The 15,068-nt window shown below is 43.2% G+C and carries 11 protein-coding genes; 7 read left to right on the top strand and 4 right to left on the bottom strand.

Going from position 1 to position 15,068, the window contains the following annotated elements:
• Nucleotides 1-56 precede the first annotated feature (56 nt).
• Entirely contained in the window at nt 57-2,723 is a 2,667-nt protein-coding gene (locus LCD34_RS11790; RefSeq protein WP_224559118.1) for a S8 family peptidase, read from the bottom strand.
• Nucleotides 2,724-2,965: 242 nt separating this feature from the next.
• Between LCD34_RS11790 and LCD34_RS11785 the strand changes: the two genes are divergently transcribed.
• Genes LCD34_RS11785 through LCD34_RS11760 form a run of 6 tightly spaced genes read left to right on the top strand, consistent with a single transcriptional unit; the run spans nt 2,966 to nt 10,455 of the window.
• On the top strand, nt 2,966-3,424 hold the full coding sequence (locus tag LCD34_RS11785) for a PTS sugar transporter subunit IIA (protein WP_046526614.1): 459 nt from the start codon (nt 2,966-2,968) through the stop codon (nt 3,422-3,424).
• Complete coding sequence (locus LCD34_RS11780; RefSeq protein ID WP_007498438.1) at nt 3,421-3,750, top strand: PTS fructose transporter subunit IIB; 330 nt, start codon at nt 3,421-3,423, stop codon at nt 3,748-3,750. The genes LCD34_RS11785 and LCD34_RS11780 overlap by 4 nt, the downstream gene beginning before the upstream one ends.
• Before the next feature lie 36 nt (nt 3,751-3,786).
• Nucleotides 3,787-4,905 carry a PTS fructose transporter subunit IIC gene (locus tag LCD34_RS11775; protein ID WP_017358746.1) on the top strand — a complete coding sequence of 373 codons (1,119 nt, stop codon included), beginning with the start codon at nt 3,787-3,789 and terminating at the stop codon, nt 4,903-4,905.
• Nucleotides 4,906-4,933: 28 nt separating this feature from the next.
• Entirely contained in the window at nt 4,934-7,597 is a 2,664-nt protein-coding gene (mngB, locus tag LCD34_RS11770; protein WP_224559113.1) for a mannosylglycerate hydrolase, read from the top strand.
• Between the two features lie 57 nt (nt 7,598-7,654).
• On the top strand, nt 7,655-8,539 hold the full coding sequence (locus LCD34_RS11765; protein WP_048003124.1) for an ROK family protein: 885 nt from the start codon (nt 7,655-7,657) through the stop codon (nt 8,537-8,539).
• The gene (locus tag LCD34_RS11760) at nt 8,536-10,455 is read left to right on the top strand and encodes a BglG family transcription antiterminator (RefSeq protein WP_224559111.1); all 1,920 of its coding nucleotides are present in this window, start codon (nt 8,536-8,538) and stop codon (nt 10,453-10,455) included. The genes LCD34_RS11765 and LCD34_RS11760 overlap by 4 nt, the downstream gene beginning before the upstream one ends.
• A 61-nt stretch (nt 10,456-10,516) precedes the next feature.
• Here LCD34_RS11760 and arr read toward each other — a convergent pair whose 3' ends face one another.
• The gene (gene arr / locus LCD34_RS11755) at nt 10,517-10,933 is read right to left on the bottom strand and encodes an NAD(+)--rifampin ADP-ribosyltransferase (protein ID WP_017358742.1); all 417 of its coding nucleotides are present in this window, start codon (nt 10,931-10,933) and stop codon (nt 10,517-10,519) included.
• Between the two features lie 298 nt (nt 10,934-11,231).
• Here arr and LCD34_RS11750 point away from each other — a divergent pair, with 298 nt between their 5' ends.
• The gene (locus tag LCD34_RS11750) at nt 11,232-11,549 is read left to right on the top strand and encodes a hypothetical protein (RefSeq protein WP_035390595.1); all 318 of its coding nucleotides are present in this window, start codon (nt 11,232-11,234) and stop codon (nt 11,547-11,549) included.
• A 21-nt stretch (nt 11,550-11,570) separates the two neighbouring features.
• Here LCD34_RS11750 and LCD34_RS11745 read toward each other — a convergent pair whose 3' ends face one another.
• Entirely contained in the window at nt 11,571-12,992 is a 1,422-nt protein-coding gene (locus tag LCD34_RS11745; protein ID WP_224559109.1) for a glycoside hydrolase family 1 protein, read from the bottom strand.
• 19 nt (nt 12,993-13,011) lie between these two features.
• Nucleotides 13,012-14,871, bottom strand: a complete 1,860-nt coding sequence (locus tag LCD34_RS11740; RefSeq protein ID WP_224559107.1) for a beta-glucoside-specific PTS transporter subunit IIABC — start codon at nt 14,869-14,871, stop codon at nt 13,012-13,014.
• Between the last annotated feature and the right edge of the window lie 197 nt (nt 14,872-15,068).

Below are 15,068 nucleotides of genomic sequence, written 5' to 3'. Positions count from 1 at the left end.
ATTTTTCCAGTAAAAAACAAAAACTTCCCTTTTTATTCAAAAGGGAAGCTGCAAGACTATTTTTTCACAACAACTTTCACTGCTTTACTTTCTCTTTTTCTCACATCTGAAGCCGTCACATACAAGACGGTTTTGGCTTTTTGCGGCGTGATTTTAGCCGTAAATGCGCCTTTGCTATTGGTCTTGACCGTTTGAATGACTTTCTTTGACTTGTTCTTCACCTTGATCGTCAAGCCTGCACCCGCAGTTCCTTTGACCGTTTTACTTTTCACTGTTACTCGATTCACCTTCGGCTTAGCTGGCGCTTTGCCCTTTTTCACGACCGTTTTAAGCGAAGTCGCAGCCTTTCCTTTTGACATCTTGATGTGAAGCACTTTATTTTTGTTTTGATGCTTGATCTTCACACTAAAGGTTCCCTTTTTGCTTGCCGTGCCTTTTCCAAGCAGGGTTTTGCCTCTATACACAGAAATGGCAGCGCCGGCTTTCGCCTTTCCTGTCACCTTTTGATGCTGATCTTCTACTTTGTTAACTGATGCGTTTAATTCAACAGCACTTAACGCGGCAAAAGCATTGAGTCTGCCATGTCCTGTCATCCAATCGATACCCGGAATTTTCGGATCGACAACAGGCTCGTCATTTTCATCATAGAAAACGTCATCTGTTCCATCAACAGCTTTAAATGAAATATCATCCGCTGTATTTTGTAAAATATTTCTCACTTGATTTGGTTTCAGGGTTGGATTTTTAGAAAACAGTAATCCTGCTGCTGCTGCAACATACGGTGTAGCCATTGATGTCCCGCTTAGGTATGAAACATTCCCATCAGGCATTAAGCTTGGAATATCAGACCCTGGTGCAGACATGCTTAATCCTTTCCCATAGCTTGAGAATTCAGCGGCAATATCCATGCGATTGCTTGCACCAACTGCCATGGCGTACTTGGAAGTCGCAGGATAACCCATTTCTGGAATGCCATCGTTTCCGCTCGCCACTACCACTAATACATTTTTTTGTGCAGCATAGTTCATCGCATATTCAATGACCTTGCTGTAGTAGCCACCAAGGCTCATGTTGATGACCTTTGCACCTTTGTCCACTGCATGTTTAATGCCTAGAGCAATATGCTCTGTATCTCCATTTCCATACGCATCCAGCACTTTGACTGGGATGATTCCTGTATGTTGATTCAGCCCTGCCATGGAGTAATGATTATCGGCTTTTGCTGCAATGATACCTGCCACATGGGTGCCGTGGCCATTGTCATCAATTGCATCTTTATTTCGGCCGATCAGATTGGCACCTAAGTCTGTGCGAACCGTTCCGCTTAAATCGGACAAACGGCTGTCGACACCTGTATCCACAACAGCAATTAACGTTTGCTTCATTTTGCTTGTGCCAATCAATGTATTCATTTGTTCAAACTTCACATCAGCGCCTTTTTTCCCACTGTTCTGCGCACTGTTTTTCAGCGGCCACTGGTAACCATACTGCGCGTCATTACTGAGCGCACGATACGTTTGTACAGGCTCTGCAAATTCAACATTCGGCATACTAGAAAGCTTTCTCGCCGTGCTTTTGATCACAGCTTTGCCTGCTTTAAGCGTTTTGCCAGCTGATTCTTTCCCTGCCGGTACATCGTAAACATACATTCCTTTGAATAAAGGATTTACTGACTGAGATGTCACACGGTTTTCTTGAATTCCGTAGCCTTTCATCTTCTTTTTTGCGGATTGAAGCGTTTGTCCATCCTTTAATTTAAAGATGATTTTGTTTGTGTTGACCTTTTCTTCTGGAACAAGCTTTTGTTTCTCTAATACATAACCGATCGATTTTCCTTCAAGCTGATCGATTCCTACTTTTTGTCCCACTGTTTCTAATTCCTTTTTTAGATAGGCTGGACTTGCCTCTTTGAGCATATCAAAAAGGGAACGGATCGCCTGTTGCTCTTTCTCTGTGACGATATGACCGCTGAATGCACCATTTTTCTCTACGTCATTCAGCAATGATTTTAATGTAAGCAAATGATTGTACACCGTTTGCTGCTTTTTTTGATTGTTGATGAGTTTAGATTTAAGAAACGGCTTTGTTTTTTGTAGCAGACGTGTAAGCTTCTGACCATCGGCTGTTTCATTGAATCGTTTGTCTTCGATCGTACGAATGGATTGAAGAATTTGACGTCCATGCTTTTTCTCAATAATGATGATCCCTGGCTCTTCTTCTTCAGGGAAAATCGGTTCAGATGGCGGAAGATTCGCGCCTTTATACCCGATTGTATATGCTGCATCCTCTTCCTCATCACGGCTGTCTTCCTCTGAACCTAAATACAGCACTTTGACATAGTAAGGACCTGACCATGCATGCGGGAAGTTGATTTCTGTCTCTCCACTTGCTGTGTCCACACGATATCTCGAATAAGTGTCATCCTTTATCGCTCTATCCTTACTTGGGTAGACCGATACAGATAACACTTGTTTGCTTTTGACAGCAATTTGCATATGTGTATGTTTTGCCACATCTTGTGCAGATGGCGTGATTTGGTACCATGACTCTTCTTTTTCATTCTGTAATGTACCTGAGATGACTTCACCATTTTTTAACCCAATGGCTTCATTGACACTTGTGCCCTTACTAACTGCTGATGCCTCGTACCCAGGTAATGCAGCCATACATAGAATGATAGCCATGAGTACAACCACACAGGATTTGACCTGCTTTTTAAACATGAAAAGACCCCCTTATCTTTTACAATACCTTGGAAGAATATCACAGAATCCCTTTTAGTAGAATCTGTTTTTGACATAATTAAACTCGTTTTAAGCTAGGATTTGAGATATTCAGATGTCTAGTCTGATCGCTTCATAAACTTTTTGCCATTTCAAACGGAAAATGATGCTATTTAACCATGTCGAAAAGTACATTACAATCAAATTGTAAGCGCTTAACAAACAAGAGAGAAGGGATCAGCTTGTTCCAAAAAGATCATGTTTTTACACAAGTAAACGGTCGATCAAAGAATGAGATTTTACAATACATTTCCGAGAAAGCTGAAGACCTTCACATTACAAAAGATCAGTCAGGGTTATTAACAGATTTGTTGAAACGCGAAGACGAAGTCTCAACAGGACTTCAGCAAGGTTTTGCGATTCCTCATACAAAAAGCTCTGCTGTTCAAACGGCTTCACTTCTCTTTTTAGAACTTGAACAACCCATAGAATGGGGAAGCTTCGACGATTTGCCAACAAGCTATTTATTTACACTGCTCGTTCCACTAGAAGAGGCCAATGTCACACACCTCAAATTACTGTCTGGCATTGCCACAAGTTTAATGGAGCCTGCTTTCATCGAAAAGATTCAACCTGGTCAAACAGCAGACTATTATTACGAAGTCATTGAACAACAATTGAAAGAGGGGATTACACAATGAAAATTGTCGGTGTCACTTCATGCCCAGCAGGGTTAGCTCATACACCAATGGCAGCAAAAGCATTAGAGAATGCGGGTAAACAGCTTGGACACGAGATTAAAATCGAACAACAAGGAATTATGGGACAGGTGAATGGCATTACAGCAGAGGAAGCCAAGCAGGCAGACCTTTGCATCATTGCCTCCAATCAGCACATTAACGACGCTGAACGCTTCTCAGGTATTCCTACTGTACGTGTCGAAATCGGACGCGCCTTAAAAAATGCCGAGCAAATCATCACAAAAGCCGTTGCGCTGGTTGAAAAGAAAAAATCTGAATCCCAATAAACAGGAGCAATGCCATATAGAAAGGAGCAAAGCAGAATGAAAGCAAAATTAAAAGTCATTGAAGGCCACCTCATGACCGGTATTTCTTATATTCTTCCGGTGATCATCGGAGCTTCACTTATCGTTGGTTTAGCCAAACTAGTCGGGTTAGGTTTTGGTGTGTCAGATTTAAACGCCTATAAAGATGCAGGCGGCATTTTACATGGTGCCTATTTGATGGAACAGGTTGGCTGGACAGGCATTGGCTTAATGAACGTACTGCTCGCTGGCTTTATTGCCTATTCGATTGCGGATAAATCTGGTCTTGCGGCCGGCTTTATCGGCGGAGCTCTTGCCAGCTCAACAAATGCTGGTTTTATCGGCGCCGTCATTGCAGGTTTCTTTGCCGGATATGTCGCTCTCTTTGTGAAAAGAAAAATTCAAATTCAAGGCTCCGCAGCCGGACTCGTCCCTCTTCTCATCTTACCGCTCATTACTGTTGGCTTAACCGGACTTCTCATGTCCGTTCTGCTAGGCGGTCCATTAGGGGCTTTGAACACCGCATTAATTGAATGGATCAAAGGCATGGTCGCAGATGGAACAAGTACACTCGCACTTGCTCTCATTCTAGGTGCCATGATTGGCTTCGATCTTGGCGGCCCAGTGAATAAATCAGCTTGGATGGCTGGTAACGCGCTCTTCCTATCAGGTGTCTATCTTCCTGCCATTCTCGTCAATATCGCGATTGTCATTCCGCCGCTTGGATACGGGCTTGCGACATTGATTCGAAAACGCAACTTCTCTCCTACCTTTAGAGAAGCCGGACGAGGCGGTCTTGTGATGGGGATTATCGGGATTACAGAAGGAGCCATTCCCTTTACACTCGTCAATCCTTTGAAATTGATTCCGCTGAATGTCGTCGCTTGTGCTGCTGGAAGCGGGGTTGCTGCCTTATTAGGTGTCCATGACATCATGCCGCCAATTGGCGGACTCTACGGATTCTTCTCAGTAGGAAACTGGTGGGCATATTTAATCGGCGCGCTAACTGGCGCACTTGTTATTGGAATTGGCGCCAACCTACTTGTGAACTTCTCTGAGAAAAAAGAACCCCAAAAGCCAGAACATGATCAGAAGCAGAAAGAAGAAGATGATTTTGACCTTGTGCTAGAAGGATAATTTGAACAAAGAAAGGTGTCGTTACACAATGACTGTCAATGTACATGTGATTCCACATACTCACTGGGACCGGGAATGGTATTTTACCACCTCCCGCTCCCGTATCTACTTAATGAAAAGCGTAATGGACATATTGGACACCCTCGAAACAGATGAACGATTCCATTACTTCATGCTCGATGCACAAGCATCCTTGCTAGATGATTACTTGAAATGGCGCCCAGAGGATGAAAATCGAATCAAACAGCTCGTCACAGCAAAACGTCTTATCATCGGTCCGTGGTATACACAAACGGATCAGCTCGTTATTTCTGGGGAATCGATTGTACGGAACCTGCAATATGGGATTGAGCGCTGTCAGCAGTTTGGACATGTCATGAAGGTCGGTTATGTCCCTGATTCCTTCGGTCAATCTGCACAAATGCCTCAAATTTATCAAGGCTTTGGTATTGTCGACACAGCCTTTTGGCGCGGCGTTTCTGATCATATGACGAATCACACAGAATTTAATTGGCGCGGGGCTGATGGCAGTGAAGTTTTTGCAGTGAATCTGCCATTTGGCTACTACTACGGAGGAAATATTCCTGAAAAGGATGAAGACCTGCAAGCCTTTCTTTCTGAAAAAATCGGGGCGCTGCAAGCAAAAGCCACGACAAAGAATGTCTATTTTCCAAATGGCTTTGACCAGGCGCCTATTCGTAAAAACCTGCCTGACTTATTAGAAAAAGCCAATGAAATAGACGAGCACCACTATCAAATCAGCAGTTTAGAAGACTACATTGCAGCAGTGAAAAAAGAGCGAACTTCTTTTGAGACATTAGAAGGAGAGCTCATTCATGCCAAGCATATGCGAATTCATAAGTCCATTTTTTCAACAAGAGCAGATTTGAAAATCTTAAACAATCAAATTGAAAACTATCTTGTCAATGTGATGGAGCCGATCCTTACAATCAGCTATTCACTCGGACATGACTATCCGCATGACACGGTGCGTGATATTTGGTACCTCATGTTTGAAAATGCAGCGCATGATAGCATTGGCGGCTGTAATAGTGATACGACGAATCAAGATGTCTTCTTCCGCTATAAACAGGCAAAGGAAATCGCCGAGAATCTTGTGGACTTACACATGCGTCTCATCGCCATCCGGCTGCAAACTGAGCAAGAAATCACGTTCACTTTATTTAATACACTGCCTTCAAAGCGCTCTGAAGTCATTGAAGTCGAAACCTTTATCACAGAACGTCCATTTACACTAAAAGACGCTGATGGACGAACTCTTCACTACACAGTCAAAAGCAAAACCGATGTGACAGATTATGTCTTGGCACAACAGATTTCACTTAACCCAAGCAAAGAGGTGTACATGCCAAAGCAAGTATGGAAAGCTATTTTACTCATTGAAGCAGTCGACTTGCCTTCCGTTGGTTATACACAAGTCAGCATGGTGTTCGATGAATCTAGTGAATCCATTTTGGAAAAAACAGAAGGTCGTGTCATTGAAAATACGTTTTACCGCATTGCAGCAAATGACAATGGGTCATTAGAAATTACGGATAAACAGACTGGACGAACATTCTCTGAGCAAATGATCTTTGAAGACAACGGAGATGATGGGGATTCTTATAACTATTCACCACCGCGTGAGGATCTTTATGTATCGTCTAAAGATATCTCATCAGCCGACATCACCGTATCTAAAAGCAGTTTACAGGAAGAGCTCACCATCAAGCTTCAATTGACTGTCCCATATGATTTAGAGGAACGCTCGGAGCAAAAGGGGACGACTTCCCTCCCGATCACAGCGAAGGTAGCTTTAAATAAAGATGAAGCGGTCATCCGTTTTCATGTGAATGTGGACAACCATGCACTAGACCACCGTCTACGGGTACTCTTTGATACAGGTATTGCATCAAACGTATCACTCAGCGATCAACAGTTTGGCACCATCGAACGTCCAACGGAGCTGACGCAAGAGCTTGAATGGTGGAACAATGAACATTGGGAAGAAAAACCGATTACCATTGAACCCATGCAATCCTTTGTTGCACTTCGCGATGAAGCATATGGTGTCTCTCTTTTGACGGACTGCGTCAGAGAATACCAAATCACAGGCGCAGGCTACACAACCATTGCTTACACACTCTTCCGCTGTTTCGGAAAAATGGGGAAAGAAAACCTTCTTTACCGTCCTGGCCGGGCTTCTGGAGAAAAAATCGTGGAAACACCTGACGCCCAGCTTCAACGTTCGCTATCATTCTCCTTTGGCATGCACTATAGCCAAGAAGCGGTGAGTGAAGGACACTTGGCTCAGCTTGCTAAACGTTACACCACCCCGGTTCAGTGCTACGAGCGGGCAGACTTTTTAAACGGTCGTTTAATTTTCTCTTTCCGAGATGAAAAAGAAGACTTACAATCTACTTATAGCCTGCTTGACATTGAGACAGACGGGGTCGTTCTAAGCGCTTTGAAAAAGGAAGAGCATGGAACAGGCATTGTCATTCGTCTCTTCAATCCATATTTAACACGTCAAACAGCCGCTTCAATCAATAGTTCATCTCTACAACATGGAGAAACAGCGAATTTAGGCGAAACACCTGAAGGACATATACTGAAAGCACAACATGGATCATTACACATTGAACCGCTCACACCTTGTCAGGTACAAACCTACATTGTAAAGAAAAAATGAACATGTAGGGGCGGGATCCATTTGGATTCCGCCTCTCTTTAATGGAGGGCATTGATCATGCGAATTGGAGGCATCGAAGCAGGCGGTACAAAATTTGTCTGCGGCTACGGAACAACAGACGGAACGATTGAACATATGACTTCCTTTGCAACAGGGAACCCAGAAGAAACATGCCGGCAAGTGATCGAATACTTTACAGAGCATCCAGTCGATGCGATTGGCATAGGCGCATTCGGACCTGTCGATGTAAAAGAACACAGCCCCAGCTATGGAACGATTCTCGAAACACCCAAAACAGCTTGGCGCCAATTTCCATTACTCTCAACCTTAAAACAAGCACTCGGTCTCCCTATGAAGCTTGATACGGATGTGAACTGTGCGGCGCTCGGTGAAGCTCGTTTTTCAACTGACACAGACAGACCAAATTCCTTGATCTACATCACGGTTGGGACGGGAATCGGCGGCGGTGCTTATATTGAAAACCGCCTCATTCACGGACTGCTTCATCCAGAAATGGGACATATCACCGTTCAGCGCCACCCTCATGACACCTATGGGGGCTGCTGCTCGATCCACCATGATTGTTTAGAGGGACTAGCATCTGGACCTGCCATAGAAGGCCGCTATCATACATTGGCACAAATGCTGCCAGAGGAGCATCCAGCCTGGTCACTTCAAGCTTATTATCTCGGGCAAATGACCGCAAATTTATTACTCACCCTTTCACCAGAACGCATTATATTTGGTGGAGGTGTCATGAAACAGCCGGCCTTGCTGCCGCTCATCCTTGAAGAAACAGACAAACGTCTTCATGGTTACTTACAATTACCAAAGCCATTAAATGAAATCGTCACAAAGCCTTCCTTTGACGGATTATCTGGTTTAATGGGAGCCATTGCCCTTGGAGCTGATGCCTTAAAGGAACAAGGAGCGGCGCAATGATGATGACGGCAGATACTCGAACCTACCAGCTCATTCAGCGGCTATTTGAAACGAAAGGGTTCGTGAAACTGGAGGAGCTCACTGCCTCTTTTCGCTTATCTGACCGCTCCATCCGCAATTTAATCAAAGAAGCAAACGAGCTGTTAACACAAGCTGGAGCCATGATCAAGACCATCCGCGGGAAAGGGTATACACTCTTAACAAGTGACCAAGACGCTTTCCTGCTTTGGCTTCATCAGCAAAAGCTTCCTGCCTGCTCTCTCGTACCCGTCATGCCAGAAGAGCGCATACGATTTATGATGAGAAAATTATTGCTTCAATCAGACTACTTAAAAATTGATCAATTAGCAGAAGAATTGTTCATCAGCCGTATGACGGTCAGCAGTGATTTAAAAAAAGGACGGGAGCTGTTAGCCCGTTACGGTATGACCCTTGTCTCAAAGCCTGGATTTGGCTTAAAAGTAGACGGAGACGAATTGCAAAAAAGGACGTGCTACGCAGACTTACTGCTTGAAGAAGAACCCGCCCTATCTCATATAACTGAGCGGGAACAGCTTCATTTCCCTGACATTTCACTTGAAACCATTCGATCCATTGTGTTGACAAATCTATATCAAGAATCACTGCTCATTAAAGATATTGCCCTAAAGAATTTAGTGATTCACTTAGCGATTGCCATTCAACAAACGCAAAACAAACAGCGGATACCCGCCAGTATCACTCATACACAAAGACCGCCAGTGTTAACAAGAATCGCTCAAAAGATCACTCATCAAATAAGCGACACGTTTCATGTCACCTTATCAGAGGATGAAACAGATTACTTGGTGATGCATCTCTTAGCGAATCAAACGTGGAAAGAAATCGATGAGCACCAAACGACAGAAGAAGTGCGTCAGGCGGTGACACAATTTCTCCAGCACATTGAAAAAACAAGCGGTCATCGTTTTGTAGATGACGATATCCTGCGTCAAGATTTGATGCTGCATATGAAGCCATTATTAAATCGAATTCAATACGGCGTGTCTTTACAAAATCCGCTTTTGCATGAGATCAAAACTTCTTATCCTTATCCGTTTGATTTGGCTGTCAGCGGACTCAATGCCTTACAGCTGGTGCGGACGCCAAATGAAGATGAGGCGGCATATGTTGCCTTACATATTGCTGCTTCATTTGAAAGAAGTCATCTTGACACCTCACAAAAAAAGAGGGCCATTATTGTATGCGGGTCTGGACTAGGAACGGCACGGCTGCTTGAAATTAAATTGAAGGCGGCCTTTCAACATGAGCTTGAGATTGTTGAGCTTTATTCTTATCAGGATTACGCTTTTAGCACCACTTTGCCATGTGATGTGATTATTACAACCGTACCTCTCGCACCAAAAGGGAAACCAATCATTCAAGTGAATGCTTTTTTTGAACACCATGATGTCCAGCGTGTGAGTGAGGTCATTCACCTGTTAAACGGACACGGTTCCCCTTCGCAGGAGCTGATGGCTTTTTTCCAAGAACGATTGACCTTGTTGGATGTGAACCTTTCAAGCAAAGAAGAGGTATTAGATACGCTTTGCAGCCGGCTGGAGGCGCATCAGCTTGTTTCATCTTCTTTTCGTTCCTCCGTGCTGGAGCGGGAGCAAATGTCATCAACTTATCTTGGCAAGGGGATTGCGATGCCTCACCCGCTCATCACAAATGAAGGCACCTCCTGCGTGGCAATTGCACGATTGAAACAGCCAATTGATTGGCAGGGCGATCAAGTATCTCTGATTTTCTTGTTAGCCATTCAGAAAGATGACGCTGCCTGCATGAATCAATTTTTTGAACAAGCTGTCGATTTATTAGACAGTCCTGACCGCCTTCACTCCTTGACACATGCAAGGACATTTGATGAGCTGATGCATGTCCTGTTTCAATAGCACATAAGGCCGCCCAAGTGAAATCGGGCGGCCTTTTATTCATCTATTCCTTACATACGAATCAATCGTATATGACATTTTTTCCTTCTTCCCTTAACTTTTTTAACGACGTCAGCATATGATTAATTTCTTCATTGGAGTGTCTTTCCCAAGCGCCTAATTCTGCGACAATTTTCAAAGGGGATGTCGATCGATAAGAACGGGTCGGATTCCCTGGAAACTTTTGATCCGTCAAATTCGGATCATCTTCAAACTCGCCTGTCGGTTCTACAACATAAATTCTCTCTTTGGAATCAGACCGGGCTAATTCAGCTCCCCATTTGGCTGCGTTTAATGTTCCAGTAAAATAGATGTGGTTCGATTGTTTATCCTGATAATTGGATAAATGCAACGGTTCAAGCAGGTCCCCAATCTTCAATTCTGCTTTCGTCCCATGAAAAAACGGCCCAGGATCTAAAACATCTTTCTTGTCATTCATACAGCCACATCCCTTATCGTTTTTGACTTGCGTATAACAGTATACGGCCTGATGCGGGCGGAAAACAGTCTATAAATGAGATTAAATTCGGGGTATAATGATAGTAGAGAGTAAGATGTGATCGGTAAACTCCAGCAAGTTGAAAAAACAGCAAGCATACATACATACAAAGCATTCTTCTTGAAAGAGATAAAAAGCTGTTAGACGCCATAAAAGCCAAAGAGACGTTTGACGTTTTATGTGGTTGGCGTGTTGGCACATAATCAATTAAATTCTTCAGGAAGGGTGTAATGAGATAATGAAAGATAGAGATAAGATTTGCCATATATATGCACAAAAAAGTTGGCATATGGATTCTTATATTATTGGTAATCGTGAGGGTTTAATTGAATTAAAGAGTGCTATTGACCAAGCATTGAAAAGTAATGTTGGTCAAGCTGAATTGTTTCCATCAGATTTAGAGGATTATACAACTTACGTTGCTTTAGTTGATGATAAAGAAGAGTTGGATTCACTTATTATGCCTTACACTGATGAGGATAATGATGATGAAAACTTGATACATCCAGTTGATATAGTTACAAGTCATGAAGAGAAAAAAACCCCTAAAAATTAGGGGTTTTTTAGTGTGAAATTGTTACTTCCCGATGTTCTCTCCATTTTGCTCGATCAATGTTTCATACCAATAAGAGCTCTTTTTCCGAATTCTTTTGAGGTCTTTTAGGTCAAATTCATCACGGTTGACGTAGATAAAACCGTAGCGTTTTGAGCAACCTTGGTGTGTACTGATTAAGTCGATGGCTGACCATGGGCAGTACCCGAATACCTCAACACCGTCAGTGATCGCCCATTTGATTTGTTCAATATGTTTTTCTAAATAATCAATTCGGTAATCATCCTGAATCGATCCATCCTCTTCTAACTTGTCAAAAGCGCCTAGCCCGTTTTCCGTAATAATAAGAGGCAGCTGATAGCGATCGTAAATCTCACGCATCGTTGATCGGAAACCGGTAGGGTCAATCTCCCAGCCAAATGCATTTTTACTTAAGAACGGGTTGTTCCCGCCTTTGTAGACGCCATCTTCACCAGATTTTAAATGCTGATCTCCGCCGCGGGCAAATTCATCATTGCCATCTCCTTTACTCGCTTCAACCGTTTGAGATGTGTAGTAGTTAAAGGCAATGAAGTCTGGTTTTGCACTTTTCAAAATATCCATATCTCCCTCTTCAATCACAGGAAGAATGTCTTTTTCCTTCATGTATGCCCATGCAAGGTTGTTATAACGACCGAATACCGCCATATCAAGATATAGCCAGTTGCGGATCGCATTGTAATTAGCCGCAGCAATGATATCCTCAGGTTTTGGAGATGCCGGGTAAATAAGGGCGATGTTTGGCGCTGGTCCGATTTTCGCCTCAGGCAGCAAACGATGACAAAGCGTCATGGCTTTCGCCTGTGCCACAAGCATATGGTGGTTCTGCTGATATAGTTCTTTTTTCGGATTTTCTAAATTTGGATCCAGTGTACCTAGAGCTGATCCATGTAAGATCATCATGTTTTGTTCATTAATCGTCAGCCAATATTTTACCTTCTCACCATACTCTTGGAACAAAACTTCCGCATAACGTTCAAACGCATCGACTGTTGAACGATTTGACCAGCCGCCTTTCACTTGAAGCGCATGAGGTAAATCAAAGTGATACATCGTCACAATTGGTTCAATGTCATAGCGTCGCAATTCATCAATGAGAGAATGGTAGAATTCAATTCCCTTTTGATTGATCTCCCCATCTCCATTTGGAATGATACGTGTCCATGCAATGGAGAAACGATAAGCCTTCAAGCCCATTTCTGCAAACATCTTCACGTCTTCTTTATATCGATGATAGTGATCGCTGGCTACCTTAAAATCAGTTGTTCCTTCAGGATAGCTTTCTCTCATATCAATGACTGAAGGTCCCTTGCCATCCTCGTTCCACGCACCTTCTACTTGATAGGCGGAAGTCGATCCGCCCCAGAAAAAGTCTTTTGGAAATGGTGCTAGTGTTGAATATCTCATGATTATGTCCTCCCTTTTCTTAAACTAAGTGTAAAAATGATTGTCCTGGTGTCACTTGTTTTTCTTCTGTCTCAATGATATCGCTAAATTCACCGGAATTGGTAATAATCACAGGTGTTGTGACAGAAAGACCTGCTGCTTGAATGGCCTCAATATCAAACTCCGCAAGCAGTTCACCTTCTGTAATCGTTTGGCCCTGCTCAACCTTCGGCGTAAAATGACGGCCCCCAAGTTGTACAGTATCCAGTCCAATATGAATAAGTACTTCTGCTCCGCTTTCAGAGGTGAGACCGTATGCATGTCCTGTTGGGAATACCGTTGTCACGACCCCAGTTACTGGTGCAAACAGCTTGCCTTCTGACGGGATAATGGCTGCGCCCTTACCTAATGCGCCAGATGAGAAGGCTTTATCCTGCACCTCTTCTAGCTTGATGACTTCGCCAGATAAAGGACTTTTCACATGAGCTGCTTTGACACCATGTTCATTTTCAGATGCTGGTGCAGAACTAGCTGCAGGAGCATCTTCTTCATCCACAGGATCTTTGAATCCAATCAAATAGGTTAAGACGATTGAAAGGACAAATGAAACGGAAATTCCGATTAAGAATCCTGTAAACCCTTGACCGTAGAAGATCGGAAGTGTCAGTAAACTCGGAAGACCTGACGCGATCGCAATACTTTGTGAATAACCGATAATGGCACCACCGACACCGGCAGAGATAACCGCTGCAATAAATGGTTTTTTCAAACGAAGTGTGACGCCGTATACAGCAGGTTCTGTAATTCCAAATACAGCAGAAACCGCTGTCGATCCAGCTAATGATTTCAGCTTTTTGTTCTTTGTTTTCAGCATAACACCGATTGAAGCACCGGCTTGTGAAAATACAGCTGGCGCAGTGGCCGGCTTAATATGATCTTTTCCATGAACCGCAATATTATTTAAAATGACTGGCACAAGCCCCCAATGGATACCGAAGATGACAAGAACCTGCCATGCCATCGCAATTAAAGCACCGGCAAGTGTAGGGCTAAAGGAGAATACTTTCAGCAGGACGGCTGCAATTCCGTTCCCTGCATACACACCAAATGGTCCAAATACGATCAGTGTCAGTGGAACGACCGTGACCAGTAAAATCAGTGGTGTAATAAAGTTTTTCACACTTTCATGAATGACTTTGTTAAAGAAACGTTCGATATATCCCATCACAAACACTGCCAAAATAATCGGGATAACCGTTGATGTATAAGACATTAAGACAACCGGAATGCCGAAAAACGACACATCTCCGCCGCCTTTTGTGAGCTCTTGAATAGTCGGGTAGATCAGTGCACCTGCAATCGTCACAGCGACAAATGGATTCGCTTTAAACTTCCTAGCAGAAGTGAATGCGAGCAGCAGCGGCAAGAAGTAGAACAAGCTGTCTGATGAGGCAAATAAAATTTGATACGACGTATCTTCAGGAGATAACCATTTTGCATTGATACAGATGCCTAGAAGTCCTTTTAAAATACCGGCACCCGCCATGACACCTAGAAGCGGTGTGAAAATTCCAGAAACAATGTCGACGAATTTTCCAAAAAGACTTGTACTTTCTTCACTTGATCTAGCAGATGAAGAAGTGGAATCCTCTAATAGATTCGTAAACTCCCCAATCTCTCGATATACCTCTGGTACGGTGTTGCCAATGACCACCTGAAATTGGCCGCCGCTTTCCATGACAGTCACCACACCATTTAATTTTTCAATGGCCGCTTTATCTGCTTTTGATCTGTCATTTAATGTGAAGCGAAGTCTTGTGGCACAGTGAACCAATGAATGAACATTTTTCTCTGTCCCGATATGTTTGATAATGTCTTCTGCTAATTGACGATGACTCATACAAAAACCCCCTTTTTTTCAAAAAAATACGTTTTTAGGCAAAATAAAAACCTAAACGGGCACCAAAAATAGTCGCAACTTGCTATTGCGCTTTTTCAGTGAACGTTTAGGTTTTGCCTGCCGAACAGTCACAATCCTCTAAGACGATCATTGTGAAACCGTATTCTTTTATGTTTATGAGCAAATAGTACCACTCA

This window comes from Bacillus sp. RAR_M1_44 (assembly GCF_020165935.1).
Taxonomy (GTDB): Bacteria; Bacillota; Bacilli; order Bacillales; family Bacillaceae; genus Bacillus; species Bacillus altitudinis.
This window is presented reverse-complemented; position numbering and strand designations above follow the sequence as displayed.

Coding starts and splice junctions, on each gene's coding strand:
- LCD34_RS11790 (WP_224559118.1), bottom strand. CDS start 2,723: ATGTTTAAAAAGCAGGTCAAATCCTGTGTGGTTGTACTCATGGCTATC.
- mngB (WP_224559113.1), top strand. CDS start 4,934: ATGACTGTCAATGTACATGTGATTCCACATACTCACTGGGACCGGGAA.
- LCD34_RS11780 (WP_007498438.1), top strand. CDS start 3,421: ATGAAAATTGTCGGTGTCACTTCATGCCCAGCAGGGTTAGCTCATACA.
- LCD34_RS11740 (WP_224559107.1), bottom strand. CDS start 14,871: ATGAGTCATCGTCAATTAGCAGAAGACATTATCAAACATATCGGGACA.
- LCD34_RS11760 (WP_224559111.1), top strand. CDS start 8,536: ATGATGATGACGGCAGATACTCGAACCTACCAGCTCATTCAGCGGCTA.
- LCD34_RS11765 (WP_048003124.1), top strand. CDS start 7,655: ATGCGAATTGGAGGCATCGAAGCAGGCGGTACAAAATTTGTCTGCGGC.
- arr (WP_017358742.1), bottom strand. CDS start 10,933: ATGAATGACAAGAAAGATGTTTTAGATCCTGGGCCGTTTTTTCATGGG.
- LCD34_RS11775 (WP_017358746.1), top strand. CDS start 3,787: ATGAAAGCAAAATTAAAAGTCATTGAAGGCCACCTCATGACCGGTATT.
- LCD34_RS11745 (WP_224559109.1), bottom strand. CDS start 12,992: ATGAGATATTCAACACTAGCACCATTTCCAAAAGACTTTTTCTGGGGC.
- LCD34_RS11750 (WP_035390595.1), top strand. CDS start 11,232: ATGAAAGATAGAGATAAGATTTGCCATATATATGCACAAAAAAGTTGG.